Consider the following 15,236-nt stretch of genomic DNA (forward strand, 5'->3'; position numbering starts at 1 on the left):
TTTTCTTCTCCGAAGCCGTTCGTCCGCGAAATGGCCGAGACGACAGCCGTCGCAGTCCCACGGAAGGGGCGTCCGCTGGAGGCAGTCCTCGAGCGGGTCGCGGCACGCGCCGACGCGACCGAACTCGCCGACTCGATCATCTCCACGCTCCGGTACGAGAAGGCGATCACGAAGGGGAACGCGGACGACCCCCGCAACGTGTACGAACGGCTCGCGGACTACAGCGACCTCGGCCATCCGCATCGACCGGAGTTCACCCTCCTCCGTGACGACCGCGACGGCCACCCCCGTCGGGTCGTCTTCGACAGCGTCACGGTCGATACCGGGACCGGGCCCATCCAGCTCGTCGGCCGCGAAGAGCCGTTCCGCTCGCTGCGGACCCACTCGTTCGCCTTCGGGTTCGACAGCGCCGACCTCGTGCTGGAGGAGGTGGTTGCCCTGCGGCCGGACCCGCTCGACACCATCGCGGACGTGAACGCCCGCATCGACCCGCACGACACGGACGTCCGTGTCGTCACGGGGCTCGGGGACACGGTGTACCACACGCTGATGGCGACGCCGGAGCTCCTCGACAGCTACCGCGCCGACGGTGCAACTCGCGAGTTCGTCGACGAGTACGAGGGCGCGCTCTGCATCTCTCCCCGGTACGAACGCCTGGTCGAGGCGGTCCTCGGTACCGACGTGATGCAGGATGTCGAGTTCTGCTACCCCGACGACGGCCAGGAGGAGGAGGCCGGCATCGCGGACACGGGCGTCGGCGTCTACCTCACGATGACCGGTGGCACCGCCCGCGACCACGGGCTCGAACTCGGGACCCAGCTGTTCCCGAGCGAGACCGTGCTGATGGAGAACGTCGCGGAATCGACCGACAGCGCCGGGCACGTCAGGTCGCTGTTCGGTGACGTCGAGACCGAACTGCCGGTCAGATGAGTTCGCTCCGGAGCACGCATTAGATATCGCGATATCTGGTTTATCAGTTGGCGCTCGACCGTCGTCGAATCTCGACGAATCACCGGTATTCCGCCCGGAGAACCCACAGAACGGGCCACTGCGACGGTTCGAGCGCCAGGGCCCGGTAGGGCCGAGCTGCTCGACGAAGCTATCGGTCGATTCCAGCATCCCACCCTGCACTATCGGTTCGTTCCGCCGGGAGGCATTGTTTCGACGGGCCGGACGGAGCCAGCGACCGCACCGGCTGGAGCAACCGGCCCCGGCTGGCCAGTACCGAATCGAGCGCCGTCGAACCGCACTACCCTCTCCAACTACGCCCGACCCCCGACGGCGAAAGACTGCCGACCGTCGAGGTGCGCCGCCACGAGGACGACGGCCGACTGCACCACCGAATCCGACCAGGTAACCAGGACATAATTGTCCGTTTCTTATCTAGATTTGTAGTACCAGCATCCCCGATTTACGGGGCCAGAAGTATAGATAAGAAGATTAGACGACGCTATTTGCAGTACCATTGGAGAAGATAAGAGTCCTTATCCCTGATTGTAGGGGTAGATTGATTACCACCCCGTGAGTCGGCCCGAACGGATGAGTGGACCACTCGACGCGACGTTTGACCACGGGATCGCTCGGAGTGACCAACCCGGCAGATTCCGTCCTCGGACACAGGTCGAAACACCCCGAATCCCCCGTTACTACGAACCCCTTTCTGAGCACGTAACCCCTGGGGTTCGACCGCCTAGAACGGGGTCGCAGACACCCCGATTTTGCTGTCGGCGAAGCGAGGTGTTCCGGCCGTGAGCGAGGAAGACGCGACCAGGACGGCGGTCCGGACCTACGTCCCGTCGTCCCAGAAGCAACGGTGGGCCGAGGAGGCCGACGAACTCGACATGAGTCGGAGCGAGTTCGTCCGGACGATGGTCCAGGCTGGCCGTCGGTCGTTCGACCTCGACGAGTCGTCCGATAGCGCCCAGACGGGGGGTGCGAACGAGTCGATAGGGGATGACCCAGACGATGCAGAGCTGGGTGACCTCGTCCTCGCAATCCTCCACGACCGCGACGAACCCCAGACGTGGGACGACCTCGTCGCCGCGGTCACCAACGACGTCGAGGACCGGCTGGACGAGGCGCTGGGGACCCTCCAGGACGAAGGCGAGCTCCGGTACAGTGGGCGTGATGGGGGCTACGTCCCCACGGGTGACCGATGACCGACTCGGTCGCGTACTATCTGGAGGACCAGGAGTACCACGGCAAGTCAGAGCGGACGAGAGAAGCCTACGAACGGGTCCTCAGGCGGTTCGAGGGGTTCCTCGACGACGAGGGCTGCGGGCCGAGTGGACAGTCCCTCACGCCCGAGGAGGCCGGTCGCAGGGAGTGCATGGCGTGGGTGCACTCGATCAGGGGCCAGCACGCACCGAGTACCGTCGCGTCCTACGCCTCCTACGTCCACCGGTTCTACGCCTACATGACCCAGGTCGGGGAGTTCGATTCGAACCCGATGGCGCTCGTCGTCGAGGAGATGGACGAATCCATCGACAAGGACCCGACGCGACGGGAGATCGCGGTCCCGGAGATGCGGACCTTCGTCGGGTCCATCTCGCACCCGCTGGAGCGGGCGCTCGTACTCACGCTCCTGAAGACCGGGGTTCGTGTCGGCGAGCTCTGCAACCTCGATTTGCGCGATCTCGCCCTGTCGGACCCCGAGCTGGCTGGCGAATTCGACCTCGGTGGCCGGTTACAGCTAGACGGGCGGCCGGAGTCGCTGTACGTGGCTGCCGAGCCCGCTCGTGGGCACTCCTACAACGGCGAGGAGCGGACGGCCTCGAACAAACGAAAGCGGGCGACCGTCATCCCCGTCGACGACGAACTGGCATCGGTGTTGAAGTCGTGGCTGGCCATCCGGCCGGACGCCAGATCGCCCGCAGAACCGCTGTTCCTGTCGACGAGGGGCGACTGGGGTTCCCGACTCAGCACGCAGGCGGTCAGGAACGTCGTCGAGCGCCATGCCCGGGAACACGGCTGGTACCAGCAAGGCGGCGGGGCGGCGGAGAACGTCACCCCCCACTACTTCCGGCACTTCTTCACGACACATCTCCGGGACCGGACGGGTGACCGGGGCATCGTCAAGTACCTCCGCGGCGACGTCGCGAGCGACATCATCGACACGTACACCCACAACTGGGGCGGTCAGGTGCGGGATGTGTACGAATCGAACGTCTATCGGCTCCTCTGAGCGGATCTTGCCCGGGTTTTTGACAATTTTGTGACTGCTTTGTGGCGGATGGTGTCGCACAAATAAACCATATTTCGCTATATCAAATCCGGGTTCCTCGTCGAACGAGGAGACATGCGAATCAGGCCATCTCCACCCCGGTTTCGCGGGTCTCGTGGTAGGTGGCGTTCGGTCACGGGTGGCGGGACACTGATTTCTCGCCACGGCTCCGCCCTCGGACGGCCGACGAACTCCGGCGGCTCCTCGGCCACGACCGTGTCGCTGTGGTTGGTGCATCCACCTCGTACGAGAAGGCGGCACACATCGTGTCCGCGTACCTGCAGCGCCACGGTTCGAGCGCTGGCCGGGCAACCCGAACGCGGACGAGATATTCGGCCTGGCAGCGTCCGACTCGCTCACCGATGTCCCCGGCCGAGTCGACGCCGTCGGGCTGTTCCGACCGAGCGAGGACGTTCCGGGGGTCGTCGCAGCGGCCCTTGAACGGGACGACGTGGCGGCGATCTGGATGCAGCCGGGATTACGGGACGACCTGGCGGCACGAGACGCCGAGGCGGCAGGGCTCGACGTCGTCCAGGAGCGCTGCAAGGAGGTCGAACACGGACCGCCCGTTCGGACCCCATGAACTGAGACGCCGCAGCCAACGTTCTTCCGTCGTGACCGCCTACGTTCAGATCTGTATGAGTGACAACGACCCGTTCGAGGGTCTCGACGTCCCCGACGACCCGACGTCCGACCTCGACCGCGCGACGCAGACACTGACGGTACGGACCGATGAGCGACGGTACGGAAAGAAGATGGTGGTCGTCGAGGGGTTCGAAGGCGACAGCGACCTCCAGAGCCTCGCGAGCGACCTCAAGTCGGCCCTCGGGACCGGCGGCACCGTCAAGGAGAACCACATCGAGTTACAGGGCGACCACGCGGGGCGCGTGCAGGAACTGCTCCGCGACCGGGGCTACAACGTCGAATCGTAGCGTCCGCTCAGCGACTTGCTGCCGTCGCGTTGGTCGTGCCCCACGTCGACGGCACGGTCACGGTCGTCGTCCCCACGTCGCGGTAGACGAGCCGTCGAGAGACTTGCAGTCGGGTGCCGTCCTCGCGAACGACCGTGTACCGGCTGCCGTACTCGTAGACGAACCCGTCGTTGGCGACGATTGCCTCGAGCGTCGCGTTCTCGACGCGGACGTCCTCCCCGCTGGAGAGGGCGTCGTTGACGAGGGTATCCGGCTGCGCGACCTCCGTCGCACGGACGTAGAACAGCTGGTCACTGATCCCGGACGGAACCCGGTCGAGTTCACGCACGTCAGTCACGTTCATCGACGCGAACCCGTTGTAGAGGAACTCGGGACTGAGCGCCCGCAGTGTCACGCCCTCGCCGGGGTCCACCGGCGTGCCATCGGCTGTCCGGGCCACGGAGAAGTTCGCGGTCGCCGGTGAAAAGCCGGCCGGACCCTGGGCCGCGTACAGTACGCTCCCGTTCACGTAGGCCAGTCTGGTCACGTTGACGCTGGGGCCACGCCGCGTCACGTTCGAGACGTAGACGCTCCGGTTGCGGGCGAACTGGGCGTCCACCACGACGTGGTTCCACGCCGTCCCGTTGCCGTACCGGACGTCGAGCTCGTAGTCGAGGCTGTAGCTCGTCCCGTCGAGTCTTCTCGCCTGGGAGTTCAGGAAGATCTCCGGGTCGCCGAGGACGTCCGTCTCCGGGTCCGGCGAGAACGGCTGCTCGACCATCACGTCGTTCTCCGAGGGGTCGGGGGCCGACGTCTCCGGCACCGAGAACGGGTCCCGCGTCTGGACGTCAGCCGTGCCACCACAGCCGGCGAGCACCATCGACAGCACCAGTGCCACTGCGAGCCACGGGCCCCTGTCCATCGTTGGGGGTTGGGCCGGTCGGCGCTTGAACGTTGGGACGCCCTCAGTCGTCCGCCGCTTCGACGAGTCGTCTCGCGCGTGCGACTGCGTCGACGACACCGCGAACGTCGGTTGTCTCGCCGCGCCGCCGGAGGGTTTCGGCGCGTGAGGCGGCACGGTCCGGTGTGCGCTGGTCTCCATCCGCCCCATCGACGACGACCATCGGGGACCGCCCCTCCAGAAGCTCGTAGACCTCGTCCTCCCCGGCGACGAGCGCGGGATTCGCGACGGCGACGACGGCCGCACGGTCGACGGCCTCGCGGGCGGCCGCCAGGGTCACGTCGTCGAGCGGTTCGTGGGGGTACCGCTCGATGGTCTCGACGCCGAGCAGGTCGGCCGTCTCGGCCAGCGCGTCGCCCGGGGCGACTGGGCCGACGGTGACGCTGGCGTCCGCACCGACGAGCCGTTCCAGGGTTCGGGCCGCGGTAGAGCCGGAGCCGACGAGGTGGACGCTGCGGTCGACGGCCTCGGGCTGGCGCGCGAGCGTGGTCACGCCGAGGCTCTCGGTGACTGGGTCGCGCCGGAGCACGGTCCGCGCGTCGAACGACTCGGCGAGACGCTCGCGTGTCAGCACGGACTCGGGTAAACCAGTAGCCACGATATCTCCGTCTGCGAGCAGCGCGAGTTCGTCGCAGTAGCGGGCCGCGAGCGAGAGGTCGTGGATGGCCGCAACGACCGTCTTGCCGTCAGCGACGAGGGCCGCGACGAGTTCGAGCGTCTCGACCTGATGGTTGATGTCGAGGCTGGCCGTCGGTTCGTCGAGGAGCAGTATCGGGGTCTCCTGTGCGAGCGCGCGGGCGATGGTGACGGTCTGCCGTTCACCGCCGCTCAGCTCGTCGATGCGACGGTCGGCGAGGTGTTCCGCGCCGACGCGAGCGAACGCCTCGTCGACGGCGCGGCTGTCCTCCCGCGAGGAGGGTTCGAAGCGACCGCGGTGGGGGGTTCGGCCCATGGCGACCACGTCGCGCGCGGTGAACCCGAAGGAGACCGTGGTGTCCTGCGGGACGACGGCGACCCGGCGGCTGGCGGCCTTCGAGCCCAGGCCGTCGAGTCGGTCGCCGTCGAGGGAGACGGTGCCGGCGTCGGGTTCGAGCGCGCCACTGACGGTCCGGAGGAGCGTCGTCTTCCCGGCCCCGTTCGGGCCGACGAGCCCGAGGAAGGTCCCCGGCTCGACGGCAAGCGACACGTCGTCGAGGACGGTCGCGTCGCCGAACGAGACGGAGACGGAGTCGATATCGATCACAGCGCGTGCACCTCCCGGCGGCTGAGCAGGAACAGGAAGAAGGGCGCGCCGACGGCGGCCGTGACGATGCCGACGGGGAGCACCTCGGCGGTCGAGCGCGCGAGCGTGTCGGCGACGACGAGGAACGTCGCGCCCGCGAGCGCGCTCGTCGGCAGGAGGATTCGGTGGTCGGGCCCGACGACGAGTCGCATCGCGTGCGGGACGACGAGTCCGACGAAGCCGATGACGCCCGCGACGGCGACGCCGGCGGCGGTGATGGCGCTCGACACCGCGAGCAGGATTCGCTTCGTGCGCTCGACATCGATGCCGAGGTGGTGGGCGTCCTCCTCGCCGAGCATGAGGACGTTCAGGTCCCGGGTGAACGGGAGGAGCAGGAGGAAGCAGGCCGAGACGGCGACGAACGCGACGCCGACGGGCTCCCAGGCGGCGTTCATCCCGAGGTCGCCGAGCAGCCAGTAGTACGCCCGCTGGAGCGTCCCCTCGGGGCTGGTGACCATGAGGAACGAGACGACCGCGCCGAGGAACGTCTGGACGGCGACACCGGCGAGCAGCAGGGTCGCGACGGGCGTGCGGCCGCCCTCGGTCGCGATGGTGTAGACGAGGAACGCGGCGGCGACCGCCCCGACGAACGCCGCGCCCTCGATGCCGAACGGGACGGCGGTGCCGACGATCGGGATGGCACCGCCGAGGGTGATGAACATGACCGCGCCGACGGCCGCGCCGGAGGAGACGCCGACGATGGAGGGGTCGGCCATCGGGTTCCGGAAGAACCCCTGCATGACGGTGCCGGCGGCGGCGAGCGCGAAGCCGACGATGGCCGCGAGTGCGATGCGCGGCAGGCGGAGCGAGACGACGATGACCCGGGTCGTCTCGGCGACGTGGAAGTGGAAGGGATGCGTGGTCTGGAGGCCGACGCCGAACGGGAGTAGCGTCACGCCGAAGAGGCGGGTCGAGCCGTCGGTGAGGGTCGCGCCAGTCGGCAGCCACAGCTCGTTGAGGATGGCCGCGAGCACCGCGGCTGGCGCGAGGTCGACCGGGCCGACCGCCGTGCAGACCGCTATCGTAGCGAGCAGCAGGGCTGCGAGGCCGCCGGACCACACGACCGCTCGAAGGTCTGTGCGCATCGCTGGTGCTGGTTCACAAATCTACTTGCTTTAGGTAAATACTTATTGCATACGTCGCGAGTTGGGTGTGATGACAGCGACACGGACGACGCTCGTTGTTGCACTGCTGCTCGTCGGCTCGCTCGCGGCTGTCGTGGTTCCCGTCGGGGGGGCCGCGGCACCGTCTGCGGCCGCGAACACGGCGTCGACGGCACAGGAGGACTGTTCGTTCCCGTTCTCCGCGACTGACGCGACGGGAACCGAAGTGACGGTCGAGGAAGCGCCCGAGTCGGTGGTGACGCTCGGGCCCGCCGCCGCACAGACGATGGTCGAGATCGGTGCCGGCGGCTCGGTGGTCGGCGCGACCCAGTACGCGAGCTACCTCGATGGCTCCGACGGCTGGGCGAACGTCTCGGGCAGCGGCCGGGCGTTCGTCAGCGCCGAGCGCGTCGTCGCCCAGCAGCCCGACCTCGTGCTCGCGGAGAACATCGTGAGCGACGACACCGTCGAACGGCTCCGCAACGCCGGCATCACGGTGTACAAGTTCCAGAGCGCGACCAGCATGGACACCGTGCTGGAGAAGGTCGACCTGACCGGACAGCTCGTCGGTGCCTGCGAGGGCGCGAGCGAGACGGTCGAGTGGATGCAGACCGAGGTCGATGTCGTACAGCGCGCCGCACAGGGTCAGGAGGCCCCGCAGGCGCTCTACGTCTTCTACGGGACGACGCCCGGCCCGAACACGTACATCAGCGACCTCATCACCACCGCGGGCGCGGAGAACATGGCCGCGACAGCGGACCTGGAGTACAGTCAGGCGGGCTACGCACGCATCAACCCCGAGGTCGTCGCCAACATGACCGTCGAGTGGCTGCTGCTCAACAGCGGACAGCCCGAACCCCGGGTTCCCGACTCGCCAGCCTACCAGAACACCGTCGCGGTCCAGGAGAACCAGACGGTCGTGCTGAACAGCAACTACGTCAGCCAGCCCGCACCGCGCAGCGTCTACGTGATGCGGAACCTCTCGCAGGCCTGGTTCCCCGAGGCCTACGCCGAGGCGAACGCGAGTGTCCGCGGCGAGGCATCGACGGGGACGACCGCGACGACCGCGACGACCACGGCGACCGAGGGCGGTGAGACGGACGCCGATATGCCGACGGACGAGTCCACCGGTAGCGACGACGGCGGCTCGCCCGGCTTCGGCGTCGTGGCGGCACTCGTCGCCGTGCTCTCGCTCGCCGGCATCGCCCGCCGGACGTAACGCGACTCCGAAAGGCCGATACGACCCCCGCCCCTCGGTCGGGGCATGGTCGAGAACGTCATCTACCCCGCGTACTTCGACGCGGGCCTCACGCGGTCGAAGGGACGACGTGTCCCGGACGACCTCGCGGTCGAGGAGCCGGACGTCGAGGAGATCGCGAAGGCCGTCCAGCAGGTCGGCTACGACGCGGTCATCGAGCGCGAGAAGAGCTACTCCCGCGAGGGACACCGCGAGCGCGGCCGCGTCCTCGTGAAGAACCCCGACGACGACTCGAAGAACGACATCGTCCAAGCCGTCGCGGCGTACGTCAACGCCCTCCGCGAATGAAGCGCGTCGGCGAGGTCGTCCGCGTCGCACAGGGGCTCGCGGTCGCACGGAGCGACAGCGAGGAACACCCCGACATCGGCACCGAAGCGGTCGACGAGTCGCTCAACGCGGTCGGCCGTGTGGTCGACGTCTTCGGCCCGGTCTCGAAACCGTACGTCGCAGTCACCACCGACGACGACCCCGCGCTGTTGCTCGGTAAGACGCTGTACGCCCGGTAGCGGCGGGGCCGACCAGCGAACAGAAAGGGGATAAACCGCCGGCCAGAACCACCGCGCATGAACGACCGGACGCGCGTCCTCGGGGCCGTCGGCCTCGTCGTCGCCATCTTCCTCCTCGTGCAGCTCGGGGCGCTCTCGCTGGTCCAGCCATTCGAGGCACAGGACCGCCAGGTCGTCGAGAACCCGAACGACCCGACGAACAGCATCGCCTACGTCGGTGCCATCCTCATCGCGACCGCGCTGATGCTCCTGGCGTTCAGGTACGACCTCCAGTGGCTCATCCGCGGGTTCATCATCCTCACGAGCGGGATGCTCTCGTGGTACGTCTTCGCGGCGTTCCTCGCCCCGCTCGTCGCCGCGGTCCCCGCCGCGCTCATCGCGGTCGGCCTGCTCGTCTACCCGGAGTGGTGGGTAATCGACGCCGCCGGCGTGGTGATGGGTGCGGCCGCCGCCGGCCTGTTCGGCATCTCGTTCGGCCTGTTCCCCGCCATCCTCCTGCTGACGGTGCTCGCGGTGTACGACGCCATCTCCGTCTACGGCACCGAGCACATGCTCACGCTCGCGGAGGGCGTCATGGACATGAAGGTGCCCGTCGTCCTCGTCGCGCCGACGACGCTCTCCTTCTCCTTCCGTGAGATGGGGAGCGCACCGGACGACGAGCCGGCGGACGAAGTCGAGCTGCCCGCCGGTAACGGCGGCCAGCCCGAGGGCGGTGACGCGCCCGAGCCGTCCGACGAGGGGGTCACCGACCAGTCGCCGATGGAGCGCGACGCGTTCTTCATCGGCCTCGGCGACGCCGTCATGCCGAGCATCATCGTCGTCTCCGCGGTCCACTTCCACACCGCCGTCCCCGGTGGGACCGTGGACGCGCTCGTCACCGACCCCATCCTGCTCAACCTGCCCGGACTGACCGCGATGGTCGGGACGATTGCGGGGCTGCTCGTGCTGATGTGGATGGTGCTGAAGGGCCGCGCCCACGCCGGCCTCCCGCTGCTCAACGGCGGCGCGATCGGCGGCTACCTCGTCGGCGCGCTCGCCAGCGGCGTGCCCCTGATGGCGGCGCTCGGGCTCTGAACCGGCCCGGACTGCCGCGGCCCGAACCGGTTTTGACCGTTCTCCCGTCTCTCCCCCCATGACCGAACGCGTAGCGGTGGTGACGGCGGCCGGCCGCGGCATCGGCGCAGCGTGCGCACGACGACTCGCCGACGACGGGTACACGCCCGTCCTGCTGTCGAAGTCGGGTGCGGCGAAGGAGGTGGCCGAGGAGCTCGGCGGCGTCGGCTTCGAGGGGTCCGTGACCGACCCGGCCGACCTGGAGGCGCTGGTCGATTCGGCGCTCGACCGGTACGGCCGCATCGACGTCGTGGTGAACAACACCGGCCACCCCGCGACCGGTGACCTGCTCGACATCGAGGCCGAGGACTGGCACGACGGGCTCGACCTCGTACTCCTGAACGTCGTCCGCATGGCCAGGCTCGTCACGCCCGTCTTCGAGGAGCAGGGCGGCGGGAGCGTCGTCAACATCTCGACGTTCTCCGCGTACGAGCCGTCGCTCGACTTCCCCGTCTCCTCGGTGCTGCGGGCTGGTCTCGGCGCGTTCACGAAGCTCTACGCCGACCGGCACGCCGACGTTGGCATCCGGATGAACTGCGTGCTGCCGGGCTTCGCCGACAGCTACGAGGTCGACGACGAGACGCTGGCCGAGATTCCGATGGGGCGGCCCGCCGCCGTCGAGGAGATCGCCGACGCCGTCGCGTACCTCGCCTCCGACGACGCGAGCTACGTGACCGGCCAGAACCTCCGGGTGGACGGCGGACTCACGGACTCCGTCTGAGCGAGGAGGACGGCCGCCGAAAAGAGTCGGCTACTCGCCGGGTTCGTGCCCGGTGACGTTGCGGTAGTCGGCCTCGATCTCCTGCCGACCGAGGTGGGTGATCTCGTAGAACGTCCGTCGGCCGTCTGCACCCTCGGGTGCGCCGGTGCGGGCGACGAGGCCGGCGTCGACCAGTTGCCCCAGGTGGTGGGTGAGGTCGAACGTGGGGTCGTCGATGGCGGAGGCGAGCTCGCTCCGGGCCACCTCGTCGCGCTCGTACAGCAGGAACACGACGGCGTAGCGCCGGGAGTCCCCCAGCGCGGCCTTGCGGGCGGCGTGGTCCGCGAGCGTGCCCATGCTGTCGTCGAACAGCCGGTCGTCGACGTAGCTCTCGAGGTCCCGTTCGTCCGGCGGCGTCGGCTGGTCTCCGGTTTCGGCGGCCATGGTACACCTGTTGGTACGACGTGTCGACATAAGTATCCACCGATTAGAAAGAAATTTTTCGTTGTTCTCTGCTGACTGTTCTCTGGGCGTTCCCCCGCGTCTTATTTCCCCCTGCTGTGAACGCAATCAACAGATGTTCGACGGACAGACGACCTTCCGCTACGGCGGCCGCCCCATCGCCGACATCCTGGCCGAACAGGCCCCGGAGCCGCCGCGATTCAGCCGGCAGAACGATTTTACCGTGTACGTGATGGGTCCGTACACCGCCTTCAGCGCGGCCTACGCCTACGACGACGGCGACCGGCTGTCGACGCCGTTCCAGGCGGACCCGCTGTTCGAGCCGGCGCACCACGTCACCGACAGCGGTCGCGGCGACATGGAACAGGCGCTCCGGGACTTCTGTGCCGAGCTGCGCGACCGCCACAGCTGCCGGGCGTTCATCGCCAGTGACATCGGCATCCCGACCTACCGGCAGGCTCGGGAGCTGAACGAGCGCCGCGACGACGACGAGCCCGAGGTGCAGGGGATGGCCCCGCTCGACCAGTCCATCGCGTTCGCCGCCCACAGCGACGCCGTGCTGTTCCTGTTCACACAGGGTGGGCTGACCACCGGCGTCGGCACCGAAACCGGCGGCATCCTCGGCGAGTTCCACCTCCGCCGCGGGAACCCCGCGACGACGCACAAGCCCGGCCAGCGCGTCGCCATCTACCAGGACGCCGAGTTCGGCAGCGCGACGGTCGACGAACTCCCCTACGGCTTCGACGTGCGCTACGACGAGTTCCGCCGGCGGGACGACCTCCACGACAAGGTCCGGAACTGGTTCGACGCGCTCACCCGCGAGGCACGCGACACCGACCTCCCGGTGTTCGTGCCCGGCGAGACGTACGCGCCGGAGGAGTAGGCCGCGGTCGTCCGTTCTCGTGTCTCAGCCCTGCAGCGCCTCGCTCGCGGGCGCGAACTCGATCTCGGTGCCGAGGTCCCGGTCCATGGCCTTCTCGTACAGCAGGTACGCGCCGGCGGTCGTCTCGATGCCCGTCCCCCCGGAGTCGAAGACGGTAATCTCGTCGTCACTCGTCCGACCCTCAACCTCGCCCGCGACGACCTCGCCGAGTTCGGCGTGGATGTCGTCCTCGTCGACCAGCCCGGCCTCCATCGCCGAGATGAACGAGCCGGCGTCCTGCGTGACCCGCTCGCGGAGGTCGGGGACGTAGGTCGCCCGACGGATTGTCGTGTGATCGAGCTCGCGCTTCTCGGGGTGGTACTGCCCCATCGCGGTGACGTGCGTGCCCGCTTCGAGCAGGTCGCCGTCGAAGACGGGCTCCGGGGCGGTCGTCGCCGTGATGACCACATCGGCGTTTTCGACCGCCGCAGCCGAGGACGCGACCGCACCGACCGCGGCGTCGTCGTACCGGCGGTTCATGTCGGCCGCGAACGACTCGCGGTTGTCCTTCGTCGGCGAGAAGACGTTCACCGTCTCGAAGTCGCGCACGGTCATCGTCGTCTTGAGCTGGCCGCGGGCCTGCGGACCGGAGCCGATGACCGCGAGCTTCGTGGCGTCCTCGCGGGCGAGCTCGTCGACGGCGACCGCGCCCGCCGCGCCGGTCTTGAACGGGTTCATGTGCGCACCGTCGACGAGCGCCAGCGGCGCGCCGCTCTCCGCGTCGAACAGCGGCGTCACGAACCAGGCGTCGACCTCGCCGAAGCCGGCGGAGTACATGTAGCCGCCCATCGCGCCCGTGTCGGGCAGGATGGCGGCGTAGCTGAACAGCATCCCCGGGGGGTCGTCGTTGCGGAGGGTCGAACGCGGCTTCGCGGCCGCACCCTCGCCGCGCTGGCGGTAGCCCTCGCGGACGGCGTCGACGTACTCGGCGGGCGAGGCGAGGTCGGCGACATCGCTACTCGTCAGGAAGCGGGCGGTCGTCATGCGTGGAAAATCGGGAGCCGGCACCAAAAAGAGCGGTGCTGGGTACGTCGGTCTCAGTCGGCCTGCGGCGGGGCGGCCGTGCTGGTCGTCGAGGGCTGTGCGTGCTCGGAGTGCTCGGCGACGGCGTCGACGGGTGCGTTGACGAACATCGCGTGGCCGATGAGCAGCACCGACAGCACGGCGGCGACTGGGATGGCCGTGCTCAGGGCCAGGTCCGCGAGCGTGGTCAGCGCGGCGGTTCCTCCGATGAACGAGACGGGAATCAGGCCAAGAACGATGTCGTAGTACCCAGTCATAATGTACTAACAACTATGTGGAAGTCACATAAAAAGGTTTGGGAGATATCTCCCGGGTAGTTCACCAGTTGGGAACCGGTATTTGCTGCAACGGATTCTCGTAAGTTATAGAAATCTTATTACCCGGTAATCGTGCTGCAGTACGGTGGTTTTCGCATCGCTAACCTCTGGTTTCGGGCATCACGTAAATAAGTACTCGAAGGGATGGTACCGTTCCACACGGGCGGCTGCCGGAACCGGAGCGTTGAACGGGCGACCTGTCGACAGTGTACGTGTGAACCGGAACGACCGCGCCATCGTCGCGCTCGTCACGCTCGGTCACGCGATGGTGCACACCTACGAGCTCTCGATCCCGATCTTCGTGAGCGTCTGGCTCGCCAGCCCGACGCTCTCGGTCGACGCGGCGACCCTCGGGGTGGTCACGACCGTCGGCTACGGGCTGTTCGGGCTCGGCGCGCTCCCCGGCGGAGTGCTCGCGGACACCGTCGGCTCGAAGCGGCTCATCGTGGGCTGTCTCCTCGGAATGGCGGGCTCGTTCGCGCTGCTGTCCGTCGCGACGTCCATCTGGGTCATCGTCCTCGCGCTCTGTCTCTGGGGTATCGCGGCCAGCGTCTACCACCCCTCCGGCCTCTCGCTCATCAGCCGTGGCGTCGAGGCCCGCGGTTCGGCGTTCGCCTACCACGGGATGGCCGGCAACGTCGGCATCGCGCTCGGCCCGCTCGCCGCGACGCTGCTCCTGCTCGTCCTCGACTGGCGCGGCGTCGCGCTCGTGCTCACGCTCCCCGCCGTCCTCGGGGCCGCCCTCGCGCTCCGGTTCGACGTCGACGAACGTGCCGCCGTCGCCGACGGTGGCGAGGAGACGGGCGACTCGAAGGCGGACGCGGTCAGCTCGTGGCCGGAGTTCGTCGCCGGCTCGAAGCGCCTGTTCGCCGGCGGCTTCCTCGTCATCTTCGCAATCGTCGTCTGCTCCGGGCTGTACTACCGGGGCGTGCTCACCTTCCTGCCGGACATCCTCGGCGACTTCCGGTCGCTCCAGCCGGTCCAGTTCGGCGGCGAGACGCTCGAACCCGGCCGGTACGTCTACAGCGGCCTGTTGATGGTCGGCGTCGTCGGACAGTACGTCGGCGGACGGCTCACCGACCGCGTGGCACCGAGCCGCGCGCTTCCGTTCGCGTTCGGTCTGCTCGGCCTGCTCGCGCTGGTGTTCGTGCCCGTCTCCGAGCTCGGGCTCCTGCCGGTGCTCGCGCTCTGTGGCGTCCTCGGCGTCGCCGTGTTCGTCGTCCAGCCGCTGTACCAGGCCGCCGTCGCGGAGCACACTCCCGCCGGGACGCGGGGCCTCTCCTACGGCTACACCTACCTCGGTGTGTTCGGCGTCGGCGCGCTCGGCGGCACCATCGCGGGCGGTATCCTGACCTACGCGAACGTCGACGTACTGTTCCTGGTGCTCGCCGGAATCGGGATGCTCGGCGCGACGGCGAGCCTGATCCTCGGCCGTCGCTGAGTTCGGGCGAGGTC

General features: G+C 68.3%; 17 protein-coding genes and 2 pseudogenes. 12 read left to right on the top strand and 7 right to left on the bottom strand.

All coding sequences use genetic code 11. The annotated features are described in order from the left end of the window. Positions 1–30: 30 nt before the first annotated feature. The 5 genes and pseudogenes from NOW55_RS06410 (at position 31) to NOW55_RS06430 (ending at position 4,155) form a co-directional block, all read left to right on the top strand. On the top strand, positions 31–930 hold the full coding sequence (locus tag NOW55_RS06410; protein WP_256399259.1) for a phosphoribosyltransferase HisG-related protein: 900 nt from the start codon (positions 31–33) through the stop codon (positions 928–930). 818 nt (positions 931–1,748) lie between these two features. Further along, the gene (locus NOW55_RS06415) at positions 1,749–2,159 is read left to right on the top strand and encodes a DUF5805 domain-containing protein (RefSeq protein ID WP_256399260.1); all 411 of its coding nucleotides are present in this window, start codon (positions 1,749–1,751) and stop codon (positions 2,157–2,159) included. Beyond that, complete coding sequence (locus NOW55_RS06420; protein ID WP_256399261.1) at positions 2,156–3,184, top strand: tyrosine-type recombinase/integrase; 1,029 nt, start codon at positions 2,156–2,158, stop codon at positions 3,182–3,184. The genes NOW55_RS06415 and NOW55_RS06420 overlap by 4 nt, the downstream gene beginning before the upstream one ends. Positions 3,185–3,447: 263 nt before the next feature. Then, positions 3,448–3,806: pseudogene (locus NOW55_RS06425) on the top strand (CoA-binding protein). Positions 3,807–3,861: 55 nt separating this feature from the next. Continuing rightward, on the top strand, positions 3,862–4,155 hold the full coding sequence (locus tag NOW55_RS06430) for an SUI1 family translation initiation factor (protein WP_256399262.1): 294 nt from the start codon (positions 3,862–3,864) through the stop codon (positions 4,153–4,155). Between the two features lie 7 nt (positions 4,156–4,162). Here NOW55_RS06430 and NOW55_RS06435 read toward each other — a convergent pair whose 3' ends face one another. The 4 genes and pseudogenes from NOW55_RS06435 to btuC all read right to left on the bottom strand — a co-directional run bounded on the left by NOW55_RS06435 (position 4,163) and on the right by btuC (position 7,462). Next, positions 4,163–5,056, bottom strand: coding sequence for a hypothetical protein (locus NOW55_RS06435; RefSeq protein ID WP_256399263.1), 894 nt, complete (start codon positions 5,054–5,056; stop codon positions 4,163–4,165). Positions 5,057–5,099: 43 nt separating this feature from the next. Then, positions 5,100–5,693, bottom strand: a complete 594-nt coding sequence (locus NOW55_RS21010; protein WP_497007273.1) for a hypothetical protein — start codon at positions 5,691–5,693, stop codon at positions 5,100–5,102. A 159-nt stretch (positions 5,694–5,852) separates the two neighbouring features. Beyond that, positions 5,853–6,278, bottom strand: a pseudogene (locus NOW55_RS21015) (ABC transporter ATP-binding protein); the annotation flags it as partial. Positions 6,279–6,334: 56 nt separating this feature from the next. Then, entirely contained in the window at positions 6,335–7,462 is a 1,128-nt protein-coding gene (btuC, locus tag NOW55_RS06445; protein WP_256399265.1) for a vitamin B12 ABC transporter permease BtuC, read from the bottom strand. Between the two features lie 70 nt (positions 7,463–7,532). On the opposite strand from btuC, the gene NOW55_RS06450 reads away from it, so the two are divergent. The 5 genes from NOW55_RS06450 to NOW55_RS06470 are packed head-to-tail and all read left to right on the top strand — an operon-like array spanning position 7,533 to position 11,078. Then, on the top strand, positions 7,533–8,699 hold the full coding sequence (locus NOW55_RS06450) for a PGF-CTERM-anchored ABC transporter substrate-binding protein (protein WP_256399266.1): 1,167 nt from the start codon (positions 7,533–7,535) through the stop codon (positions 8,697–8,699). Positions 8,700–8,744: 45 nt separating this feature from the next. Beyond that, positions 8,745–9,026, top strand: coding sequence for a signal recognition particle subunit SRP19 (gene srp19, locus NOW55_RS06455; protein ID WP_256399267.1), 282 nt, complete (start codon positions 8,745–8,747; stop codon positions 9,024–9,026). After that, the gene (locus tag NOW55_RS06460) at positions 9,023–9,244 is read left to right on the top strand and encodes an H/ACA ribonucleoprotein complex subunit GAR1 (RefSeq protein WP_256399268.1); all 222 of its coding nucleotides are present in this window, start codon (positions 9,023–9,025) and stop codon (positions 9,242–9,244) included. The genes srp19 and NOW55_RS06460 overlap by 4 nt, the downstream gene beginning before the upstream one ends. Before the next feature lie 57 nt (positions 9,245–9,301). Next, on the top strand, positions 9,302–10,318 hold the full coding sequence (locus tag NOW55_RS06465; protein WP_256399269.1) for a presenilin family intramembrane aspartyl protease PSH: 1,017 nt from the start codon (positions 9,302–9,304) through the stop codon (positions 10,316–10,318). Between the two features lie 58 nt (positions 10,319–10,376). Continuing rightward, entirely contained in the window at positions 10,377–11,078 is a 702-nt protein-coding gene (locus tag NOW55_RS06470; protein ID WP_256399270.1) for an SDR family oxidoreductase, read from the top strand. Between the two features lie 30 nt (positions 11,079–11,108). Here the strand turns inward: NOW55_RS06470 and NOW55_RS06475 are convergent, their stop codons facing one another. Next, positions 11,109–11,501: a winged helix-turn-helix domain-containing protein gene (locus tag NOW55_RS06475; protein ID WP_256399271.1), complete on the bottom strand. Its 393-nt coding sequence runs from the start codon at positions 11,499–11,501 to the stop codon at positions 11,109–11,111. A gap of 133 nt (positions 11,502–11,634) precedes the next feature. Between NOW55_RS06475 and NOW55_RS06480 the strand changes: the two genes are divergently transcribed. Beyond that, positions 11,635–12,402, top strand: coding sequence for a DUF7509 family protein (locus tag NOW55_RS06480; RefSeq protein WP_256399272.1), 768 nt, complete (start codon positions 11,635–11,637; stop codon positions 12,400–12,402). A 24-nt stretch (positions 12,403–12,426) separates the two neighbouring features. On the opposite strand, the gene NOW55_RS06485 is transcribed toward NOW55_RS06480, so the two are convergent. Together NOW55_RS06485 and NOW55_RS06490 are read right to left on the bottom strand one after the other, a co-directional pair. Continuing rightward, positions 12,427–13,425, bottom strand: a complete 999-nt coding sequence (locus tag NOW55_RS06485) for an ornithine cyclodeaminase family protein (RefSeq protein WP_256399274.1) — start codon at positions 13,423–13,425, stop codon at positions 12,427–12,429. Between the two features lie 53 nt (positions 13,426–13,478). Continuing rightward, positions 13,479–13,721 (bottom strand): DUF8015 family protein, encoded by a 243-nt coding sequence (locus NOW55_RS06490; RefSeq protein WP_256399275.1) that lies wholly within the window; start codon positions 13,719–13,721, stop codon positions 13,479–13,481. Between the two features lie 274 nt (positions 13,722–13,995). On the opposite strand from NOW55_RS06490, the gene NOW55_RS06495 reads away from it, so the two are divergent. Next, positions 13,996–15,222 carry an MFS transporter gene (locus tag NOW55_RS06495; protein WP_256399276.1) on the top strand — a complete coding sequence of 409 codons (1,227 nt, stop codon included), beginning with the start codon at positions 13,996–13,998 and terminating at the stop codon, positions 15,220–15,222. Positions 15,223–15,236: the final 14 nt, after the last annotated feature.

Source organism: Haloarchaeobius litoreus (genome assembly GCF_024495425.1).
GTDB lineage: Archaea > Halobacteriota > Halobacteria > Halobacteriales > Natrialbaceae > Haloarchaeobius > Haloarchaeobius litoreus.

Excerpts from the sequence above, each read along its gene's own strand:
- NOW55_RS06490 (WP_256399275.1), bottom strand. The coding sequence starts at position 13,721 with ATGACTGGGTACTACGACATCGTTCTTGGCCTGATTCCCGTCTCGTTC.
- NOW55_RS06470 (WP_256399270.1), top strand. The coding sequence starts at position 10,377 with ATGACCGAACGCGTAGCGGTGGTGACGGCGGCCGGCCGCGGCATCGGC.
- NOW55_RS06465 (WP_256399269.1), top strand. The coding sequence starts at position 9,302 with ATGAACGACCGGACGCGCGTCCTCGGGGCCGTCGGCCTCGTCGTCGCC.
- NOW55_RS06410 (WP_256399259.1), top strand. The coding sequence starts at position 31 with ATGGCCGAGACGACAGCCGTCGCAGTCCCACGGAAGGGGCGTCCGCTG.
- NOW55_RS06460 (WP_256399268.1), top strand. The coding sequence starts at position 9,023 with ATGAAGCGCGTCGGCGAGGTCGTCCGCGTCGCACAGGGGCTCGCGGTC.
- NOW55_RS06480 (WP_256399272.1), top strand. The coding sequence starts at position 11,635 with ATGTTCGACGGACAGACGACCTTCCGCTACGGCGGCCGCCCCATCGCC.
- btuC (WP_256399265.1), bottom strand. The coding sequence starts at position 7,462 with ATGCGCACAGACCTTCGAGCGGTCGTGTGGTCCGGCGGCCTCGCAGCC.
- NOW55_RS06485 (WP_256399274.1), bottom strand. The coding sequence starts at position 13,425 with ATGACGACCGCCCGCTTCCTGACGAGTAGCGATGTCGCCGACCTCGCC.
- NOW55_RS06420 (WP_256399261.1), top strand. The coding sequence starts at position 2,156 with ATGACCGACTCGGTCGCGTACTATCTGGAGGACCAGGAGTACCACGGC.
- NOW55_RS06450 (WP_256399266.1), top strand. The coding sequence starts at position 7,533 with ATGACAGCGACACGGACGACGCTCGTTGTTGCACTGCTGCTCGTCGGC.
- NOW55_RS06435 (WP_256399263.1), bottom strand. The coding sequence starts at position 5,056 with ATGGACAGGGGCCCGTGGCTCGCAGTGGCACTGGTGCTGTCGATGGTG.
- NOW55_RS06475 (WP_256399271.1), bottom strand. The coding sequence starts at position 11,501 with ATGGCCGCCGAAACCGGAGACCAGCCGACGCCGCCGGACGAACGGGAC.
- NOW55_RS06430 (WP_256399262.1), top strand. The coding sequence starts at position 3,862 with ATGAGTGACAACGACCCGTTCGAGGGTCTCGACGTCCCCGACGACCCG.
- srp19 (WP_256399267.1), top strand. The coding sequence starts at position 8,745 with ATGGTCGAGAACGTCATCTACCCCGCGTACTTCGACGCGGGCCTCACG.